This is a genomic window from Marinomonas sp. 63XJN7_9_ISO-PGPR-S23-217, from assembly GCF_056173515.1.
Genome location: NZ_CM149678.1, coordinates 2,557,089 through 2,576,586 on the forward strand (window position 1 = coordinate 2,557,089; position 19,498 = coordinate 2,576,586).

At 43.6% G+C, this 19,498-nt stretch carries 18 protein-coding genes; 11 read left to right on the top strand and 7 right to left on the bottom strand.

Features of this window, described 5'->3' with window-relative positions:
* Positions 1-203: 203 nt before the first annotated feature.
* The 7 genes from hpaE to AC0VYI_RS11970 all read left to right on the top strand — a co-directional run bounded on the left by hpaE (position 204) and on the right by AC0VYI_RS11970 (position 7,777).
* A complete protein-coding gene (gene hpaE, locus AC0VYI_RS11940; RefSeq protein WP_475449557.1) occupies positions 204-1,667 on the top strand; it encodes a 5-carboxymethyl-2-hydroxymuconate semialdehyde dehydrogenase in 1,464 nt (487 codons plus the stop codon).
* A gap of 64 nt (positions 1,668-1,731) precedes the next feature.
* Positions 1,732-2,112 (top strand): 5-carboxymethyl-2-hydroxymuconate Delta-isomerase, encoded by a 381-nt coding sequence (locus AC0VYI_RS11945; protein WP_067021183.1) that lies wholly within the window; start codon positions 1,732-1,734, stop codon positions 2,110-2,112.
* A gap of 53 nt (positions 2,113-2,165) precedes the next feature.
* A complete protein-coding gene (locus tag AC0VYI_RS11950; protein WP_475449559.1) occupies positions 2,166-3,188 on the top strand; it encodes a TRAP transporter substrate-binding protein in 1,023 nt (340 codons plus the stop codon).
* Positions 3,189-3,191: 3 nt separating this feature from the next.
* Positions 3,192-3,731 carry a TRAP transporter small permease gene (locus tag AC0VYI_RS11955; RefSeq protein ID WP_475449561.1) on the top strand — a complete coding sequence of 180 codons (540 nt, stop codon included), beginning with the start codon at positions 3,192-3,194 and terminating at the stop codon, positions 3,729-3,731.
* Complete coding sequence (locus tag AC0VYI_RS11960) at positions 3,731-5,059, top strand: TRAP transporter large permease (RefSeq protein WP_475449563.1); 1,329 nt, start codon at positions 3,731-3,733, stop codon at positions 5,057-5,059. Before AC0VYI_RS11955 ends, AC0VYI_RS11960 begins: the two co-directional genes overlap by 1 nt.
* 25 nt (positions 5,060-5,084) lie before the next feature.
* On the top strand, positions 5,085-6,014 hold the full coding sequence (hpaD, locus tag AC0VYI_RS11965) for a 3,4-dihydroxyphenylacetate 2,3-dioxygenase (RefSeq protein WP_475449564.1): 930 nt from the start codon (positions 5,085-5,087) through the stop codon (positions 6,012-6,014).
* A gap of 374 nt (positions 6,015-6,388) precedes the next feature.
* Positions 6,389-7,777, top strand: a complete 1,389-nt coding sequence (locus AC0VYI_RS11970) for an APC family permease (RefSeq protein WP_475449566.1) — start codon at positions 6,389-6,391, stop codon at positions 7,775-7,777.
* A 63-nt stretch (positions 7,778-7,840) separates the two neighbouring features.
* Here the strand turns inward: AC0VYI_RS11970 and AC0VYI_RS11975 are convergent, their stop codons facing one another.
* The 7 genes from AC0VYI_RS11975 to AC0VYI_RS12005 form a co-directional block, all read right to left on the bottom strand.
* The gene (locus AC0VYI_RS11975; protein ID WP_475449567.1) at positions 7,841-8,302 is read right to left on the bottom strand and encodes a hypothetical protein; all 462 of its coding nucleotides are present in this window, start codon (positions 8,300-8,302) and stop codon (positions 7,841-7,843) included.
* A gap of 10 nt (positions 8,303-8,312) precedes the next feature.
* Positions 8,313-8,753 carry a YHS domain-containing (seleno)protein gene (locus tag AC0VYI_RS11980; RefSeq protein ID WP_475449569.1) on the bottom strand — a complete coding sequence of 147 codons (441 nt, stop codon included), beginning with the start codon at positions 8,751-8,753 and terminating at the stop codon, positions 8,313-8,315.
* A 26-nt stretch (positions 8,754-8,779) separates the two neighbouring features.
* Entirely contained in the window at positions 8,780-9,523 is a 744-nt protein-coding gene (locus AC0VYI_RS11985) for an NRDE family protein (protein WP_475449570.1), read from the bottom strand.
* 3 nt (positions 9,524-9,526) lie between these two features.
* A complete protein-coding gene (locus AC0VYI_RS11990) occupies positions 9,527-10,081 on the bottom strand; it encodes a hypothetical protein (RefSeq protein ID WP_475449572.1) in 555 nt (184 codons plus the stop codon).
* Between the two features lie 22 nt (positions 10,082-10,103).
* Positions 10,104-11,237 (bottom strand): D-alanine--D-alanine ligase, encoded by a 1,134-nt coding sequence (locus AC0VYI_RS11995; protein ID WP_475449573.1) that lies wholly within the window; start codon positions 11,235-11,237, stop codon positions 10,104-10,106.
* Complete coding sequence (locus AC0VYI_RS12000; protein WP_199478156.1) at positions 11,234-11,815, bottom strand: DedA family protein; 582 nt, start codon at positions 11,813-11,815, stop codon at positions 11,234-11,236. Before AC0VYI_RS12000 ends, AC0VYI_RS11995 begins: the two co-directional genes overlap by 4 nt.
* A gap of 392 nt (positions 11,816-12,207) precedes the next feature.
* Positions 12,208-14,133 carry an amidohydrolase gene (locus tag AC0VYI_RS12005; RefSeq protein ID WP_475449575.1) on the bottom strand — a complete coding sequence of 642 codons (1,926 nt, stop codon included), beginning with the start codon at positions 14,131-14,133 and terminating at the stop codon, positions 12,208-12,210.
* Positions 14,134-14,385: 252 nt separating this feature from the next.
* Between AC0VYI_RS12005 and AC0VYI_RS12010 the strand changes: the two genes are divergently transcribed.
* From AC0VYI_RS12010 to AC0VYI_RS12025, 4 genes are all read left to right on the top strand, one after another.
* A complete protein-coding gene (locus tag AC0VYI_RS12010; protein WP_475449576.1) occupies positions 14,386-15,519 on the top strand; it encodes a 5-methyltetrahydropteroyltriglutamate--homocysteine S-methyltransferase in 1,134 nt (377 codons plus the stop codon).
* Between the two features lie 234 nt (positions 15,520-15,753).
* Complete coding sequence (locus AC0VYI_RS12015) at positions 15,754-16,194, top strand: RbsD/FucU family protein (RefSeq protein WP_475449578.1); 441 nt, start codon at positions 15,754-15,756, stop codon at positions 16,192-16,194.
* Between the two features lie 227 nt (positions 16,195-16,421).
* Entirely contained in the window at positions 16,422-17,189 is a 768-nt protein-coding gene (locus tag AC0VYI_RS12020) for a M90 family metallopeptidase (protein ID WP_475449580.1), read from the top strand.
* A gap of 347 nt (positions 17,190-17,536) precedes the next feature.
* Entirely contained in the window at positions 17,537-19,417 is a 1,881-nt protein-coding gene (locus AC0VYI_RS12025) for a DEAD/DEAH box helicase (protein WP_475449582.1), read from the top strand.
* Positions 19,418-19,498 lie beyond the last annotated feature (81 nt).

Consider the following 19,498-nt stretch of genomic DNA (forward strand, 5'->3'; position numbering starts at 1 on the left):
ACCTCTTTTGATAAATCCGTCTTATTCAAAGGTCAAAATTTCATCTCTGGTTCACTGAAAGCCATTTTGAAAATTATTGCACTTTATTTGGCTTTCCTTGACGCAGTTACTTGACACTCCAAGGTCATTACGTTTAATTTATTTAACATGTTAATTAAGTTGAGTCAAAAAATACTCGATTTCTTACTTGGAGAAGAATAAAAATGATTAAGAATTTGATAAACGGGAAATGGGTTGAAAGCAAGGAGACGTTTCAAACCTTTAACCCTGCGACGGGAGAAGTGCTTGCCGAAGTAGCCCATGCGTCCGATACACAAGTCGCAGAAGCGGTTGCCGCTGCAAAAGCCGCGTTTCCAGCTTGGGCCAACATGCCCGTTGCTAAGCGTTCTAAAATCATTGAAAAAATGGGGGATTTGATTGCTCAGAATGTCGATGAATTGTCTGCTTTAGAAACCGCTGATACAGGTTTGCCTCTCTATCAAACTCGCAACGCACTTGTGCCTCGAGCGTCTAACAATTTCTATTTCTTTGCCGAGAAGTCTCGTCAAATGAACGGTCATACCTATCCAATGGATGACCAAATGCTGAACTACAGTTTGTACCAGCCAACTGGTGTGTGTGCTTTGATTTCGCCATGGAACGTTCCTTTTATGACCGGAACCTGGAAAACAGCACCTTGTCTTGCATTGGGGAATACGGCGGTCATAAAGCAGTCCGAATTATCCCCTTTGACAACGGATTTTTTAGGTAAGATTGCCCTTGAAGCGGGTGTTCCTGCGGGCGTATTTAATGTGGTTCATGGTTTTGGTGGGACAACCGGAAACGCCTTGATTACGGACCCAAGCGTCAATGCCATTTCGTTTACCGGCGGCACGGCAACGGGTAAACACATCATTGCGAATGCTGGCCTGAAGAAATTCTCCATGGAATTGGGTGGTAAATCTCCCGTGATGATTTTTGATGATTGCGACTATGAGCGTGCCCTCGATGCTGCTGTATTCGGCATTTTCTCCATCAACGGTGAACGCTGTACAGCCGGTTCCCGTCTATTTGTTCAAGAAACTATTTACGACAAATTCTGTGATGATTTTGCCGCTCGTGCCGCCAAAATCAAAGTCGGTGATCCAAATGATATGCAAACTCAAGTGGGCTCATTGATCTCTAAAGCGCACTGGGAAAAAGTCACTGGCTATATCAAGTTGGGCATTGAAGAGGGCGCCAAGCTCATTGCAGGGGGACCTGATAAACCCCTTGATGAGCTTCCAGAGCATCTTAAAGGCGGCCACTTTGTACGTCCAACCGCCTTCCGTGATGTTACCAATACCATGCGAATTGCTCGCGAAGAAATCTTTGGCCCCGTTGCTGTGATCATCCCATTCAAAGATGAAGCAGACGTTGTGAAGATGGCCAATGACAATGATTACGGACTGGCTTCTTACTTATGGACTCAAGATGTCAGCAAAGTACATCGCATTGCGCGTCAAATCGAAGCGGGCATGATGTTTGTCAACAGCCAAAACGTGCGAGATCTTCGAACCCCATTTGGTGGTATGAAAGCATCTGGCACAGGGCGAGAAGGGGGAGATTATAGTTTCGAAGTCTTCTGTGAACCTAAAAACGTCTGTATCAGTATGGGCAATCACCACATTCCAAAATGGGGTGTCTAGGAAATGATTACCATGCAGAGAGGCGAGGTTCTCTCTGCTTTTTTTTCGTTTAGAGAGAAACGTTATGCCGCATTTTATTATTGAATACTCAGCCAATCTTGAAGAGAAAATTGACTTTCAACCCATGTTCAAAGCGTTTCACGATTATGTGATATCAACGGGGCAATTTCCTATTGGCGGGGTGAGAAGTCGTGCGATTCGACTTGACCATTTCCGAGTAGCAGATGGTCGAGAGGAATTCTCCCTGTTAAATCTAAATCTCAAAATAGGTCACGGTCGAAGTCAGGAGCTCAAGCAAGAGGTGGCAGAAAATGTTTTTAAGATTTTGTGCGACTTTATGGCACCTATTACTGATACCAGCTATTGCCAAATATCGTTTGAATTAACGGAATTGGACCCCGTGCTTAAATTCAATAAAAACAATATACATCCGCTTTTTAAGTAATGTCATCAAAAACACACTCGAGACACTCATAAATATAAAAAAGGAAGATTGTGATGAAATTGAAACACCTATTAACGACTTGCGTTACCCTTCTTTTTGCGACAAATCTTTTTGCTCAGACCATTCGGGTTGCGAGCTGGCTTCCTCCAACAAACCCAATGAATGCTGTTGTTATCCCAGAATGGGGCAAAGCAATTAGCAAAGCGACGAATGGGCGGCTTAAGGTTGAAATTGTTTATGGTATGGGGCATCCAAAAACAATGTGGAACCTAGTTGAGGATGGCATTGTAGACGCCAGTTATAGCTATCATGGCTATGTGCCAGGACGATTTGAATTGCCTCAAGTGGTTGAACAACCAGGGCTTGGAACGAATGCAGAAGCGGCTTCTTATGCCCTTTGGAAAACCTATCAAAAATACTTTGCTAAATCCCATGAATTTGATGGGCTTAAATTATTGGCGCTTTTCACTCATGGACCAGGACAGATTTACTCAAATTTTCCGATCAACGATATTAAAGATTTAGAAAACAAGAAAATCCGTATCGGTGGTGGTGTACAAAGTCAGCTCGCTGAGCGATTTCATATCACGCCGGTAGGCGCGCCAGCCCCTAAAGTCTATGAAATGATGCAGCAGGGCGTGATTGATGGTGCGTTTTTACCGGTCGGTGAAATGAAAACTTTACGATTGGCAGAGGTGACGAAGGACCTCACTCTGTTCCCTAATGGTTTGTACATGGGCAGTTTTTCTATGTTCATGAATCCTGATGTTTTTGATGATTTGAGTCAACAAGATCAAGAGGCGATTAACAAAGCTTCAGGTGAAGTCTTGTCTGTTTTAGCCGGTAAAGCATGGGATGCAGGCGATGTTGCGGGTTTACAAAGCGCACGTGAGGCGGGGGTGAATATTCATGTTGTGAAGCCGAACTCAACGCTGGCTAAAGAAGTGAATCAGCGCATCGATAATGTTGCGGCTGAGTGGGTTAAAGGCGTGGATAAGAAGGGCTTTAATGGCGATGCTGCTTTATCTTATTTGCGTGAAACCGCCATGCAATATGCTGCAAAACATAAGGAGTAATCGATGTCTCGATCTCCTTATGAATGGCTCACTACAGCAGTGAATCTGCATCATGGAGGTTTAGGGTTGGCCAAATGGCTGGCCTTTCTCCTTGAAGCCGTGTCTGCCGTGATCTTATTTGCGCTTATGGTGTTGACATGCAGCGATGTGACAGGGCGCTATGTATTCAATAACTCTATTAATGGCACAACAGAGTTAACGGAGTTGGCCTTGGGTATCATTGTTTTCTGTCAAATCCCCGTCGTCACTTTGACGGGGGCGCATGTGGTGGTAGATATTCTAGATCGCGTTTTGCCCGAGTGGTTTGCCAATGCTTGCTCTTTCATCGTGAATCTATGTATTGGTGTTGGTTGTATTTTTGTGGCGGATCGTATTTGGTTCCAAGCATTACGTTCGTTGCGTCGCGGCGTGGTAACAGAATTTCTTCTTATTCCTGTCTCTTACTTCGTGCAATTTATTGCCATCATGATGTATTTAACCGCAGCAATATTGATCTATAAAGCAATCACAAGCTTATTTTGCCGTAAGAAGGAGGCTGCGTAATGCTGGATTCTTTAGTCGGTTTTTCCATTCTTCTTCTATTAATTCTCGTCTTTAGGGTACCAATTGCTTTTGCGATGGGATTAGTGGGAATCACAGGGTTTGCTCACCTACAAGGACTGGGGTGGGATAATGTATTTGATTTTCGTTGGACAGGTCCGATTGCATTGGCCGCCAACCGAATTATCGACACTTCCCAAGAGTACAGTTTGTCTGTGATTCCCTTATTTATCCTGATGGGGAATTTCGTTACCAAGGCAAATTTATCTGGTGAACTTTATCGCGCTTCGAATGCTTTTCTAGGACATCGAAAGGGCGGTCTGTCGATGGCAACGATTGTTGCTTGTGGCGGTTTTTCCGCTATCTGTGGTTCCAGTTTAGCAACCTCGGCCACCATGGCAAAAGTAGCGATGCCCTCAATGAGAAAATACGGCTACCAAGACGGTTTGGCGAGCGCTTCAATCGCGGCGGGGTCTACGTTAGGTATCTTGATTCCACCAAGCGTGATTTTATTGATCTACGGCTTATTAACGGAAACCAGTATCCGTGAGCTGTTTGCGGCGGGTTTTCTTCCTGGTTTGTTAGGCATTTTGCTCTATCTTGCCGCGGTTCGTTATGTTGTCTGGAGGCACCCTGAATATGGCCCTAGTGCAGAAAAAGCCAATTTCTCTGAGCGCATTGCCGCCATGCGAAATGTCTGGGGCGTCCTTTTGTTGTTCTGTATCGTGATGGGAGGCATCTATCTTGGGGTGTTTACACCGACCGAAGCTGCCGGGATTGGTGCGGGCGGGGCATTCTTGATTGCTGTTATGCGTCGTTCCCTTAGCTGGTCAGCCCTTTTCCATGCGTTAATTGATACGGGAAGAACAACCGCTATGCTATTCACCGTGCTAATTGGCGCGTTGATCTTTTCCGACTTCATTACCATGGCTGGGTTACCGGATGAGCTTTTAGCGTTTGTGAAAAGTCTTCATTTACCGCCAATGGGCGTAATTCTGATTATAGTCGGTATTTATCTCGTTTTAGGCATGGTCTTCGAAAGCCTTTCAATGATTTTATTAACAGTGCCTATTTTTTACCCCCTAGTACAAAGCTTAGGTTTTGACTTAGTTTGGTTTGGCATTGTTGTGGTGGTGGTAACGGAAATTAGTTTGATCACACCCCCTGTGGGCATGAATGTATTTGTTCTCAGTGCCGTGCTAGACAATGTAAAAGCAGGGACAATTTTTAAAGGTATAACGCCCTTTTGGTGTGCAGACATGGTTCGCTTGGGGTTGATCGTGTTTGTCAGTTCCATCGCGCTTGTACTACCTGAAATTTTGTATCGATAATTATGATAAAAAGCGGAGAAAATGTATGGGTAAATTAGCCCTTGCTGCAAAAATAACGCATGTTCCCTCTATGTATCTTTCAGAGCTTGATGGTCCTAAAAAAGGATTTCGTCAGGCCGCTATTGACGGGCATTACGAGATCTCAAAGCGTTGTCGAGAACTGGGTGTTGATACCATTGTCGTGTTTGATACGCACTGGTTGGTTAATGCCAATTATCACATTAACTGTGCTCCACACTGGGAAGGCGTATACACAAGTAATGAATTGCCTCACTTTATCAATAATATGCCGTATGCGTTGGATGGTAATCCGGAATTAGGTCGTATCATTGCTCAGGTATGTAATGAGCAAGGTGTGGAAACCTTAGCCCATGATGCAACCACCTTGGCACCTGAGTACGGAACGTTAGTGCCAATGCGATACATGAATGAAGATCGTCACTTTAAAGCCGTCTCTGTATCGGCGTTATTAACGGTGCATTATCTCAATGACTCGGCTCGTTTGGGGTGGGCGATTCGTGAAGCGATCGAAAAGCACTATGACGGAACCGTGGCCATACTTGCCAGTGGTTCGCTTTCTCACCGTTTTGCGCAAAATGGGCAAGCTCCAGATTTTTCCACCAAAGTGTGGAGTCCATTCTTAGAAACTTTGGATCATCGCGTCGTTGAAATGTGGGAAAACGCAGAGTGGAAAACATTCTGTGAGATGCTGCCTGAATACGCCGCAAAAGGACACGGTGAAGGGTTTATGCATGATACCGCCATGTTATTGGGCGCATTAGGTTGGTCGGATTATGATCAAAAAGTAGAAGTGGTGACCCCATACTTTGGTAGCTCTGGTACGGGGCAGATCAATGCTATTTTTCCTATCTCACCACAAACGGGAGAGGCGGTTCCTGGCCCGCAAGCCTCTGTTGAAAATGGCTCGTTTGTGTACGGCAATAGTCGTCTTTAGGGTGATCGAGACAAACTAACGTCCGTCTCCCATTATTATGTTTGTTTATAAGCGCCTTAGCCTCTAAGGCGCTTTTTTATTTTTCTAAGAGCATCTTATCTCAAAAGAAAAATGTCACTAAAGGGACATTTTCATATTTTGCTTCCTATATAGAATGACCCCAAAAAATAGACAAGTGTACTGGTTCTAGACTTTCGGAATCCACTCTAAGAAAGACATTCTACTATTCAGTGAGATTATTCAGTCTGGTTTTGTCTTTGTTAAATAGCCCGAATGTAGTTATTGCTGGAGAGCATCTGATCTCTAATTACCCATTGTCGATCTAAGTCCTTACCGATTTGGTCGTTTCTAATAAAAAAGATAGGAATAATAAGATGAGCGATACAGCACACACGAAAGTGAACGCAACAAGCAACATAAAGCCCATTAAAAAGATGAATTTGCCAACGATGATGGCAATTTGTATTGGGCTTGTGATTGTTCAAGGAGCAATGATTTCTTCAACACAAGGAATTGGTTTAGGTGGTATGGCATTTATTGCGGCGATGGTCACCGCATTGATTATTGCGCAGTTTAATGCCATGAGTTTCTCTGAGCTGTCGCTTATGTTTCCACAGGAAGGAACATTGGCAACTTACACGCAAAAGGCGATTGGTCATTTCCCTGCTATTGTGTCTGTATTTGCAGGTTACGTCGTTGTGGCTTTTTTGGCTGTTCCAGTTGAAATGTTTCTGGTCGATGGTGTGTTAGATCAGGTTTTCCCCGGAGTATTTCCACCTAAAGTCGTACCTATGATTATTTTGGTGGTTCTATGTGTGACGAATCTAGTGGGTGCTGACATCTTTGCGAAGGTACAAAACTTACTGGCTTTTGTTTTGGTTTTTGCATTGATTGCGGTCGGTTTGTCTGCGGCGACGGGCATTAGCCAACCACATCCGATACTATCAGGCACTCATGTTGATTGGAGTTTTGCTGGGGTTATAAACGGCAGTTTTATTGGTTTTGTCGCACTAGCTATGTGGCTAATGGTTGGGGTTGAATTTATCTGTCCCATGATCAATGAAGTCGAGAATCCATCAAAAAATATTCCAAGAGCGATGCATGGGTCATTATTTTTCATCTTTACTATTTTTCTACTCTTTGTGTATGGCGCAAGTTTTTATGTCAATGTGGAAACGTTAACGACAGCACCTATTCCATACCTGAACTATGTTGACGCTGTGTTTGGTAAAGGCGGCATGATCATTGCGACTGTTATGGCCCTAACGGCAACTTGCAGTACGATGAATACCGTTCTGGCTTCTATTCCTAGAATGTTGCATGGTATGGCCCATCAAAAACAGGCTTTCCCACAATTGAAAGCGTCTAACCGTTTTGGTGCACCATGGGTAGGCATTGTGCTAATGGCAGTATTAATTGCTATTCCATTTTTGTCTTTTTCCATTAATTCACTAATCACCCTTGTTATTGCTGCGACAACAAGTTGGTTATTGGCCTACATTGTTGCGCACATTGATGTCATGGTGTTGCGTCGTCGTCTTCCTGACCATCATCGTCCTTATAAAACACCATTCTTTCCAATTCCTCAGATTCTTGGGATTGTGGCTATGGTTTATATTGCTTTAAACAATTCGCCTTCCCCGGAAATGACGAAACTGGTTTATAGCATTACTGGTGGGATATTGCTGGTAATTAGCCTTATTGCTGCGGTTTGGGTCAAGTTTTATATGAAACGTGGTTTATTTGAGCCAGACATGAGCTGATTGTTATCGATTTGTGTCAGCTAGGAATCTAGCTGACACACCTTTCAAACTAAAGTCTTCTTGTCATAAGACATGCTTATTTTTGTGATGCATTTTGTTTAGGATTCCATCCACAGAAAGTGTGTCCCGAATGGCTAAGAAACCACTCGAAAGCCAGACAAGACACGCTAGGATAAAGAGTTCTCCACCATCATTGCCAACAACGTTCCCCATGGCATCATACTCTGGCATTTTTGTTCCAAGTGGTGTGAACAGATGGAAGAAAATCGCCCCCGTCATAATTCCCATGCTTAGCAAGGCGCCTAAGCCATGCCATCGGGTAAACAGCAGGATGCTAGCAATCAATTCAAATGTCCCTATAAGGTAGGCACCATAATGGCCAAACCAAATGAAACCAGACCATGCTCCCAAGGTGGAAAAAATATACTGGGTCTCATAAGAGCCAGAAAATTTAAAAAACAGCGATTGCACAAAGATAAATGCAATCAATACAGTAGGGATATATTTCACTAATTTTGTTTTCATTGTATGCGCCTTATTTATTGATTAAGTTAGGCCAGTTGCGGTCGCCCATTTTAATAAAGCCTTTTGGGTCTTTATCCCACTTTGCTTTAATGTCTGAGTCATAGTTTAAGTACAGCTTGCCATCCACAATGGCCCATTGGTGAGGGTCGGCGGAGGCAAAATCATTTTTAGCGGCAATCGCCCATGCGCAGTAACCGCCATATTGTGGCGCGTATTTCTCAGGGGTCTTCTTAAACATCGCTAAATGCTTAGCCGATGAGAAATACCAATCCGCACCTTTGTATTTGGTGGTGTATTGTTTGCTGCCTTCGACTGCTTTATGGTCAGTAAAATAGGCAACGGTATCGTAGCCATCTAACGCTTTGTTACTAAAGAAACTGGTATAAATAGGGTCTTTAGCGTAGACAAAGCCGCTCAGCAACATCATTAAAACCAATACATACTTTTTCATATTGAACCCCTTTATTAATAAAATTATTAGGACGCCATTGCGTTTTTCGATGGCAAGTAAACGCTATGTTTTATAAGATTTTTTTCATTTAAGTGTGTGCAAGGTGGACCCGCCACATAACTCATTTTTTGGCTATTTGGCGTTACAACTACCTGTGTAAAACTCACGGTGTGTGCATCGTTTCTATGCATACAAAATGACGTATGTAAGTGCTCATCATGATGACTGGCATGCAGTTGACTGAAATCCTGTCTTCCCGTTGCAACAAAATCCTCATAGGTTTTCTTCCTGTGTGCCACCACGCGCTCTAAATCCACACTGGAAGAAAATAATGGCCCAGACCTTGGGTAGATCTCAGTGTCTTGTCCATTCCATTCGAACACCATGACGTCCATTTTGTGTTTGGTTAAGGCAGGATCAAACGCAACCAATAAGAAGGGGGCATACGCCATTGGATCAATAACGTTAAAAGCCTTTTCAATGTCCACTGTGCTCGTTTTCGAGGAGAGGCTCTTTAGTAGCTGTCCGCGACTAATCAAGGTGCCTTTGGGGCATAACCCTTGATAGTTGTTGAGCAAGCATAAGGTTAAGCCGAATTCATTCACACTTATCCAGCTACCCTGACCGACGGGATCAATGGGCATCAGCACGCTGACATCATCTAGTCTTATTTGTCTAGGTGGTAGGCCTAAAGCTCGATGCTTTTGTTCATCCCGATTAAAAAAGACTTGATAGCCTTCTTCCTCTAATTGCCAGGTCACAGAGCACATGATTTATTGTCCTCTTAAATAGGATACGGTTGTTGGGGCGTAGCCAAATGTGTCGTTCGCCCTTATGTTGATCTTCAATGAACGTACAATGACGTTAGCCATCGCGTAGTGATGGGTTGCATGAAGTGCAACAAAACTCAGTTCGCGCTCAAAGGTAGAAGACACAACACACACTTGCGTGCTGTTCAAGCAGACTTCAGTGGAGACCAACACTTTACGGCCTAATTGACGTTCATCTAGATTGTCTAACCATGCTATCAATGCCTTGATTTCTTCTAATGCCACAATTCGTGATGTCTCTACCACACTGTCACGACGGCGTAGGTTGTAATCAATAACGTCTTTTTTGCTATAAATGGCATAAAACAGATCCAACAAATGACGAAAATGTTTACCTATCGAACTGGTTACATAAGGCGGCGCCGCTAATTGGTATTCTTTATTGCTGATCGATGATAGAAATTGTTGCCCTTGTTGTAAGGTTTCGATACAACCATCAATAATAGAAGTGCGCGTTCTGTTTTGAACAGGTGATAAAGTTATTAAGTTCGTTTGCATAAAGCCCTCACAAGGCACAAGGTTAATCTGTCGTAGGGTAATGTTTGGTTAAGTCACGTTCTTTCTTCCATGCTGTCAGTAACGACATAATCGAATCAGGACGAAACCCTCTGGCTTTTTGCTTGGCACCAATTTCAAATAAAATGCGATATTGAGCTAAAAGTGTTGAGAAGATCTCTTTTAGATTGGTATTTCTATCCCAAATATGTGTTGCCTCGCTGCTGGCGCCATTTATTTCGAGAATGGTAAAGCTTTTACCTTGCATAAATAGGTTTATATTTTGAAATTTGATATCAAGGCGTCCGTAGTAATACTCGTTGACGTCTTTTAATATCTCATCTAACTTTTTGCTTAATGCATCGGTAATAAATGGATTACCATTTCTAAAAATGGAACCGCGACTATGACTCCCAGCAAATGCCAATTGGTACTCTTCTCCGGCAGGTAATACCCAATCCAATTTTTCTTGGTGGCGAGGTAAATAAAGATGGCTTAATTGTCCGGCACGAGGGCAGCGTTCAATGAGCTCTTTAAGCGTATGAATATCATCACCTATAACACTTGGAGAGTATTTCAATGTCATGGAAATGATCTTTCCTGTCTTTTCACCAGGGTAGCGAACATAAAAAACGCCAGCTTCCGCTTGGTAAGGGGCTTTTTGTTGTAATAAAAAGCGGGCCTTGTTTGGAAAAGACTCAATGTATTCTGTTAATTGCTGATTATTATTGACTAATTTAACTCCTACCCCGCGGCATCCTACATCCGGTTTTGCGACCAGAGGGAAAGTTAGGTTTTGCGAGCTTAATACTTGCAATGCCTGCTGCATCTGCTTATCAACCGATTCCTCTGTTTTAGTTATGGTGACGTAGGGAGAAATCCACTGTTTGGCAACCGGTCCTGCTAATTGCAAAATATCATGTTTAGATTCGCCAACCATGCCGCTCAGTTTGATGCTAGGGTTAGCAATCAAGGGTAAGCGTAAATCTCCATAGCGCAGTCCTAACCACAAACTTTGTAAAACAACAGGCGTATAAAAAAACCAAGTTGGATAGAATTCAAAAGGCGATACCACGCGATGAGAATCCATCTCTAGGCTTGGCATTCCTGCATTAATTCTATTCTCTTGAATAGATTGAATATTCATAGTTGGACTCATAATGACTCTCTTGAAATAGAACGACGAATAATGCGATTAATCATTAATAAAGCCACAACACCAACGGGGATTAATAACCATTGATATTGTGTTGCTTGTAGCCAAGCTCGGGTTCCTAAGTAATAAACAACACCAAATACAACGCCTGTCCAAAGTGTGGTAGCAAAGGTCACGGCGCTCAAAAAAATAGGCAAGGGAATAAGAAAGAAACCGCTTAAGGTGAAACCAATTGCCCGTAACCCTGGCGTAAATCGGATTACGAAGATATTTAAAAATGCATTTTTACTCAGTCTATTTTGTACTACTTTAAAATATTTATTCGTTAGCGTTTTATAACGTAGCCAGCGAACTTTTCGTGTGAGTAGACCTAGATAGTACAGTCCAAAATCCCCGGTAATAATGCCAAATGCGATTGCTACCATGGCTAATGATATAGGCAGCTGATCTTGGGCGGCTAAAGAGGCTGCGGTAACAATGGCAAGGTCTTCTAGTAAGTAAGACAACAAAATAATGCCTACTATCAAAAACCAGTACGCGTGGTGACCAGCACTAATCTCTTGTAAAAAATGGTTTATCAAACACACCTCGAACTCTGAATGTTTTTCACCTTCTTTTTCTAATAAAACGAAGGTGATTATTGATGTTCTATTTCTTAGTCGAGACGAGGTTTGGATTTCTTACACTGAAATGAATTTTTTTGGAAAAAATCTGTCTTTCATTAAAAAAGAGTCTGAAGAAGAGAGTGGCTGATTTGGTAGTAGGTATGGCGAGGAGTGTCTTAACACTGTTGGTTAGCTGTTTAAGGGGTCTAACACCTTAAAGATTATGAGGTGACTGTGTTTTTGAAGGGGAAATCGTTCCCCATGGTACGGTGCTATCTTCATAGCAGCATGGACTGATTAACAAACGCTATTCGAGGGAGTCGAACAGCGTTTTTAGTACTTAGAGACTGAAGCGTAGAGGACTTCGATTAGTCTTTCCAGTGGTAGACGCATTGGGCGCCTTTCCATGTTTCTAATACTGGAATATCGCGCATATTAGCGGCTTTGTTTTCTGGATGGGTTGATAAATAAGTTAATGGCGACTGCTGAAGAATGACAAAATCGGCGTATTTACCCGCTTCTAATGAACCAACCATATTATCAGCGTGACATTGCCAGGCGGCATCAATTGTGACCGCTCGCAGTGCTTCAAATGGTGTGATGCATTCGTCTTTTGTGAGAACCTTATTGCTTGCACTGCTAGGTGCGCCTTCCATAAAACGAGAAATGGATTGTTCCATCATACGCAGCGGCCCAAGAGGCGATACGCCATTGTCACTGTGAAGAGTGAATTTGATGCCATATTGTAAGGCGGAGTTGCAGCGATCCAGTAAGCTTGCTCTTTCCTCACCAAGGATGGTTTGCTGGAAAGCCCATCCCCAATAACCAACATGACCAATAAGAAAGCTGGGGGAAATACCTAGATCACGCATGCTTTCGAAGCTCTGGTTGGTAATCAGTGAGGCATGCTCAATACGGTCTCGCCTTACTTCTATGGAGCTTGCATCTATTCCGGTATTTCTAAATGTATCAATAGTGCGTTTGATGGCTTGGTCGCCATTAGCATGGACCATGATGGGCCAGCCTCTAGTAACCGATTTATTAAATGTCACTTGAAACTCATCAGGATAGCTAAAGTTGAAGATGCCATGGTTGGTATTTTGATAACGGTTTTCATCATTGTATGCTTGATAATCTTCATCACAGCAATAAGTTTTGTATTGATAGCCCGTCAGACCTTGGTTTGAACCATCAGAGATGACTTTAATAAAGGGTAAGAAGAATTTATCATCCCCTTGCATGGGGAGATAACTAGGGTCAATTTTCGTTTCAAAGTCATTAGGCGAAAGTACGACCAAAGCCCCCGCTATTCTAACGGGGCAGTTTGCACTATGGGCTTTTTGTTTCAGGTATTCTGGTTGATTAAATTTACTTGTTTGATCCCATGGGTCCACCGCCGCGTCCAATACTGTGGTCAGACCACGCTTGCTTGTTTCTGCAAGTAAACTGTCTACATATAGGTCTATCTTTGCGCCTAATACCTTAGCATCCTGCTGACTCAAAATGTATTGAACAACAGGGAGCATTTCGTCGAGTTCCGCTAAAATGCCATTATCATTTTCTGGTAACGGAACTTTGGCTTCTCGTAGCAATTTGATGGCGACCGAATTGATGTAGGCTAGATGGCCTGATGAATTCATTATGTACACAGGTAGTTTGGTGGATATTTCATCAAGGGTGTCGGCGTTAAATTCACGATCTTTTCCGCTAAATAGAGAAGGGTCGACATTACGGCCAAGCACCCAATGCTGTTCAGCATCTTCATCTTTCATTGTCGCTTCAATTGAATCTGCTAATTCAGCCAATGTTTGAATGACAAAGGTTCGATTGTAGTCCTTACGTAAATATTGGCCATCAAAAGGCCCTACATCGGTACATATGTTCATGACGGCTGTCGATACAATATGTATATGGGGATCTATCATGCCTGGTATTAGGGTTTCTGACCCCGTTAGTACTCGTTCTATTGTTTCGCTTGCTTGTGATGCTTCAATGGCGTTTTGGACGTCTTCGTAGTTTCCTGTCGCAAGGACTTTTTCGCCAACCATACCAATGGCTTCTACTTTTTCATTTTGTCCATCCTTCATGGTGATGATGGTGCCCGATGCTTTCTCTGCTAGTTCTGAGTAACGCTCAACTCGAATGATTTGGGCAATGTTGTGTTCTTGGGGTGAAACAGATAGCTGAAATGTGTCTTTGGTGTTTAAGTCGTGAGAAAAGTCTTTTGGTAGGAAGGACTTCCAAAGTGGATTGCAGCATGAACATGAAATATGTGTTGTATGATTATGTTTCATTGTACTTATTTCCTTAAATAGAGCGTTAGAAGCGGGCCTATCTTGGGTTCGATAATTCCGAAAAGGTGTTATAGCAGTTTCTATTACCCCCTCCTATTACAGGTCGTTACACTAAAATTTTTGAGCGAATTCAATGAGCATTTTAATAAAGTGAATTTTATGCAGGTTTTCTATGAAGAGAATTTGGTTCACGTGTGAGGGTGGAGTCTTTACGATGATGGTCACTTAAATGATTTGAAAGAGGTGTTTTCCATGGATGTTCGTTTTCCTTCGCGCTCCGATGTTGTTGGTAGCTATCTGCGTCCTGAGTATCTTCACCAAGCTCGCCGTGATTTCAAAGAAGGTGTTATTGATCGAGCTGCGCTAACTGCAGTGGAAGATCGCGCCATTTTAGAGCTAGTTGAGCAGCAAAAAGTGGCAGGGTTAAAGGTGATTACTGATGGCGAATTTCGTCGTAGTTGGTGGCATATTGATTTCCTAGAAAACCTTAATGGTGTGGAAGGCTATGTACCCGAGGCAGGCTACAATCAACAGTTTAAAGGAAAGGATGCGCCTTCTTATAATATTCGTGTTTCTGGCAAAGTCTCATTTAATCCTAACCATCCCTTCTTAGCGCATTTTGACTTTCTTAAAAAGGCTGCTGAAACGGGTGATGGGAGTATTGCCAAGGCGACGATTCCAAGTCCCACGATGATTTTACGTCAAGAAATCTTAGCCAATGATGGTTCATCTCGTTTGGATGAGATTTATTCTGATGTGAATGGATTTTATCACGACTTAGCGCAAACCTATCGTGATGCGATTCAGGCCTATTATGCTCACGGCTGTCGCTATTTGCAGTTTGACGATACAAACTGGGCGTTTCTTGTGGATGCAGATAAGCGTGATGGCTTGGTAGCACGCGGCATTGATCCCGATAAAATCAGTGATATTTGTACGCAAATTATCAATCAATCCTTAGCTGGCAAACCGGATGATCTGGTGATCACAACCCATATTTGTCGTGGTAATCATGCGTCTTCTTGGTTGTTTTCCGGTGGTTATGAACCAGTCGCTAAGGCCTTGTTTGCAACCCACTACGATGGTTTTTTCCTTGAGTACGATAATGACCGAGCAGGGGACTTTGCTCCATTGCGTTATTGCGAAGGAAAAGAGGCGCGTATTGTGCTGGGCTTAGTGACCTCTAAATTTCCTGAGCTTGAAGATCCCGAGTTGATTAAAGCACGTATTAAAGAAGCATCGGACTATGTTCCTTTAGAGAATTTATGTATTAGTCCCCAGTGTGGTTTTGCCTCGACCGCTGAGGGTAATAAGCTGGCTATTGATGATCAATGGAACAAAATTCGTTTACTCAATCGGGTAGCTGATCAAGTTTGGGCCTCTTAGGTTTTTTCTTATAGCGTGACGTGTTTATCGCTTGCCTGTTCCGTGTTGCGCTTACTCGTTCATTATTTTCATAATGATGTAATATAAGCGCAAGACTTGTTTCTTTGCTTTCTATCCTATATCGAACAAACAGAGGCAGTCACTTGTAAAGTAAAGCAGCCATTGTGCAGCAACAATAACTATTATTATCGTACAATTTTTGTCGCGTCGTAGGCGGCAATTTAGGAGCTTAAAATGCTAAAAAATATCCACCCACTACTTAACGGCGAGTTATTAAATGTGTTACGTAGCATGGGACACGGAGACGACATCGTATTGGTGGATCGTAATTTTCCCGCAGTATCTGTCGCCAATGGTAAGCCCGTTATTCGCTTGGACGGCGTGTCCGTCACTGAAGCCGCGAGCGCCATTCTATCCGTATTGCCTTTGGATACGTTTGTGGATCACCCTGTGCAAAGAATGCAGGTAGTAGGGGAAGATCAAGCCTATATGCCGGAGGTTCAGCAAGAATTTGACGCGGTTTTAAAAGCGGCGGATAGCAAGAGTGCTGAGATGGGATCATTAGAGCGTTTTGCTTTTTATGAGGCTGCTAAACAAGCTTTTGCGATTGTTGTGACGGGTGAGGCGCGGGGTTATGGGTGCTTTTTATTGAAAAAAGGGGTGATCTTCGCTTAAATCCTATTTAATTCTTTCAGTAAATGCCTAACATCGTTTGTTATTGAATAGAAAAGTCATGTTAAAACACAGGTTGCTCATTGGGTGCCTGTGTTTTTTGATGAATACTGTTATTTTTAGCCTGTGCTAGGGTGTTGTTTGCAACGAATGCTGTCGCAGATAGGACGTTTTCGATGAAAGGGCGTTGGCGTATTGGCTGACGATAATACCTATAAGTGAGTAACACTATGTTCGAGCATGTTCGTGAGTGGTTAGAAAGTAGACGAATTAAAGAGGCTGGCTTTACCTCAGAAATGTGGGAGGCTTCCATTGCCGATTGGCCCGTGGCAGCACGCTTTCACGGGGCGGAGCGAGATGAGCTTAGAGCATTGACCTTTCGTTTTTTGGTTCGTAAAAGCTTTTCGGCGGGTGGCGACTTTGAGCTTACTGAATCCATATATATGAAACTGGCCACCATGGCTTGTGTACCCATCTTACATTTGGGATTGAACTGGTACGATCATGTGCACAGCATTGTGGTTTATGAAGGAGATTTTCTTCCGCCACGAACCTATCGAACAGCAGATGGCGTGGTGCATGAAAGAGGCCCAGGGTTAAGCGGCGAAGCTTGGTTGCGTGGGCCAGTTATCTTGTCGTGGCAATCGATTTTAGAATCTGGCCCTCAAGCGCGTCATGGTAAAGCGAGCAACGTGGTGATTCATGAGTTTGCGCACAAGTTAGACATGCTGCGTGATGGGGCCAATGGAGCGCCGCCGATGCATCCTGGAATGGACGCGGGAGAGTGGCATGATGTGTTCATGTCAGCCTGGGGGCGTTTAGAACGAAATGTAGAACACCATATGGCTTTGCCCATTGATGTGTACGCATTGACCAGTCCAGCGGAATTTTTTGCTGTTTGCAGTGAAACTTTCTTTGAGGCACCGGAGGCGATGATTCATACCATGCCGAATGTCTATCGTTTATTATGTTTGTTTTATCGTCAAACGCCCCTTTAGAGACTTTTGCACGACTACTGCGCTTGCCAATACTTTGTTAAAAAACAGACTCAAAATGCTCATTTATAACTATAAACTCCGCTTTCTCGTCTGTTTTTGCCGCGTTTTGGCGTCGCTCGTGACATCGTGCAAAGGTTTCCTTTAAATAGTTTTTTTGGCGCGTTTTTTAGTGTAGAAACAAATAAACAGCATTAAGTTATGTGGTTTGATAAAAGCCCCCTAGCTAAGTTTTAATTATTTAGCTATAATAGCCAGCTAGGTTTTCCTCAGAAAATTCCAGAGAATTTTGTTAAGGCATGTAAAATGATTGCACGCCTTACTCCCACCAAAAAAAGGTACACATTTACATGTCTGACGCTGATATTCAGCCTACATTTGATTCGTTGGGTCTAATAGCCCCTGTTCTTAAAGCGGTTGCCGATCTCGGTTATGAGCAACCCTCAGCTATCCAAGCGCAAAGTATTCCATATCTATTAGAAGGTCGCGATCTTCTTGGGCAAGCGCAGACGGGTACTGGTAAGACGGCGGCGTTTGCGCTTCCGCTGCTGTCTCGCATTGATGTTACAGATAAAACGACACAACTACTTGTATTGGCTCCAACTCGTGAACTTGCTATTCAGGTTTCTGAAGCATTTCAAAGTTACGCCCGTAATATTCCAGATTTTCATGTTTTACCCATTTACGGCGGCATGTCATACGACACTCAACTTCGCCAACTAAGACGTGGTGTACAAGTGGTTGTGGGTACGCCTGGTCGTGTTATGGACCATATTCGTCGTAAAACCCTAAAACTGGATACGCTTAAAGCGTTGGTTTTGGATGAAGCAGACGAAATGTTACGTATGGGCTTCATCGACGATGTCGAATGGATCCTAGAGCAAACGCCACCTACGCGCCAAATCGCACTGTTTTCTGCGACCATGCCTTCTGTGATTCGCCAAGTGGCCAACCGCCATTTGAATAATCCAAAAGAAGTGAAAATCGTAACGAAAACATCGACCGCGATGACGATTACGCAAAAATACTGGCAAGTAAGCGGCCTGCATAAACTGGACGCTTTGACCCGTATTCTTGAAATGAACGAACACGATGGCATGATCATCTTTGTTCGTACCAAAGCGGCAACGGTTGAGTTAGCTGAAAAGCTAACGGCTCGCGGCCATGCCTGTGAAGCCCTTAACGGCGATATCAGCCAGAATTTGCGTGAGCGTACGGTTGACCGTATCAAAAATGGTCAGATCGATATTCTTGTTGCTACTGACGTAGTGGCGCGTGGATTGGACGTAGAGCGTGTTAGTCACGTAGTAAACTACGACATTCCATACGATACAGAGTCTTACGTTCATCGTATCGGTCGTACTGGCCGTGCTGGTCGTTCGGGTACCGCAATTTTGTTCGTTGCCAACCGTGAGCGTCGTATGTTGCAAGCAATTGAGCGTGCAACTCGCCAGCCTATTGAAAAAATGCAGTTGCCTACCGCTTCTGACATCAATCAGCAGCGTGTTAGTCGCTTTAAACAGCGCATCACCGAAACCATGGACAACGAAGATCTCGATTTCTTCTTAGAGCTTGTTCAAGAGTACCAAAAAGAGAACGAAGTTGATCCATTAAAAATGGCAGCGGCGTTGGCTCATATGGCTCAAGGCAAAACCTCTTTATTGTTGTCTGAAATGGAAGTGCGTCAAGAGCGTCGTGAGCGTTCGGATCGTGGCGACCGTCCAGATCGAGCAGATCGTGGTCCGCGTAGTGATCGTCCAGAACGTGCTCCTCGTAAACAGCGTCCAGTGACGGCGGAAGCGATGCCGTTGAAAGACGATCCAGATACGGCGATGACACGCTACGTGGTTCAAGTGGGTTATAGCGATGGCGTTAAGCCTGGCAATATTGTTGGTGCTATTGCTAACGAAGCTGACATTGAAAGTCGTTACATTGGTCATATCGAAATTTATGAAGATTTCGCAACGGTGGACTTGCCTTCTAACTTAACGGGCGAAACATTAGGTAAGTTGGGTAAGACACGTATCTGTGGTCAACGCTCTGATATTGCCAAACTAGAAGATGCGGATGCGTTGAACAAGCGTGCTGCGGCGCCTTCTGCTCGCAAGCGTCCTTCTGGCGATCGTCGTCCTTCTAACGCATCTGGCGAACGTCGTCGTGCTTCTAGTAGTCGTGATCGTGATAACAGTCGCGGTGATCGTCGCCCAAGAGCGCCACGTAAAGACAGCTAATCATTTTGATCAACTTATCGTTTGCGATAAACGATAAGTTGTAAGAAGATATTCAAAGGCCGAGCAGAGCAATTTGTTCGG

Coding starts and splice junctions, on each gene's coding strand:
- hpaE (WP_475449557.1), top strand. CDS start 204: ATGATTAAGAATTTGATAAACGGGAAATGGGTTGAAAGCAAGGAGACG.
- AC0VYI_RS11945 (WP_067021183.1), top strand. CDS start 1,732: ATGCCGCATTTTATTATTGAATACTCAGCCAATCTTGAAGAGAAAATT.
- AC0VYI_RS11950 (WP_475449559.1), top strand. CDS start 2,166: ATGAAATTGAAACACCTATTAACGACTTGCGTTACCCTTCTTTTTGCG.
- AC0VYI_RS11955 (WP_475449561.1), top strand. CDS start 3,192: ATGTCTCGATCTCCTTATGAATGGCTCACTACAGCAGTGAATCTGCAT.
- AC0VYI_RS11960 (WP_475449563.1), top strand. CDS start 3,731: ATGCTGGATTCTTTAGTCGGTTTTTCCATTCTTCTTCTATTAATTCTC.
- hpaD (WP_475449564.1), top strand. CDS start 5,085: ATGGGTAAATTAGCCCTTGCTGCAAAAATAACGCATGTTCCCTCTATG.
- AC0VYI_RS11970 (WP_475449566.1), top strand. CDS start 6,389: ATGAGCGATACAGCACACACGAAAGTGAACGCAACAAGCAACATAAAG.
- AC0VYI_RS11975 (WP_475449567.1), bottom strand. CDS start 8,302: ATGAAAACAAAATTAGTGAAATATATCCCTACTGTATTGATTGCATTT.
- AC0VYI_RS11980 (WP_475449569.1), bottom strand. CDS start 8,753: ATGAAAAAGTATGTATTGGTTTTAATGATGTTGCTGAGCGGCTTTGTC.
- AC0VYI_RS11985 (WP_475449570.1), bottom strand. CDS start 9,523: ATGTGCTCTGTGACCTGGCAATTAGAGGAAGAAGGCTATCAAGTCTTT.
- AC0VYI_RS11990 (WP_475449572.1), bottom strand. CDS start 10,081: ATGCAAACGAACTTAATAACTTTATCACCTGTTCAAAACAGAACGCGC.
- AC0VYI_RS11995 (WP_475449573.1), bottom strand. CDS start 11,237: ATGAGTCCAACTATGAATATTCAATCTATTCAAGAGAATAGAATTAAT.
- AC0VYI_RS12005 (WP_475449575.1), bottom strand. CDS start 14,133: ATGAAACATAATCATACAACACATATTTCATGTTCATGCTGCAATCCA.
- AC0VYI_RS12010 (WP_475449576.1), top strand. CDS start 14,386: ATGGATGTTCGTTTTCCTTCGCGCTCCGATGTTGTTGGTAGCTATCTG.
- AC0VYI_RS12015 (WP_475449578.1), top strand. CDS start 15,754: ATGCTAAAAAATATCCACCCACTACTTAACGGCGAGTTATTAAATGTG.
- AC0VYI_RS12020 (WP_475449580.1), top strand. CDS start 16,422: ATGTTCGAGCATGTTCGTGAGTGGTTAGAAAGTAGACGAATTAAAGAG.
- AC0VYI_RS12025 (WP_475449582.1), top strand. CDS start 17,537: ATGTCTGACGCTGATATTCAGCCTACATTTGATTCGTTGGGTCTAATA.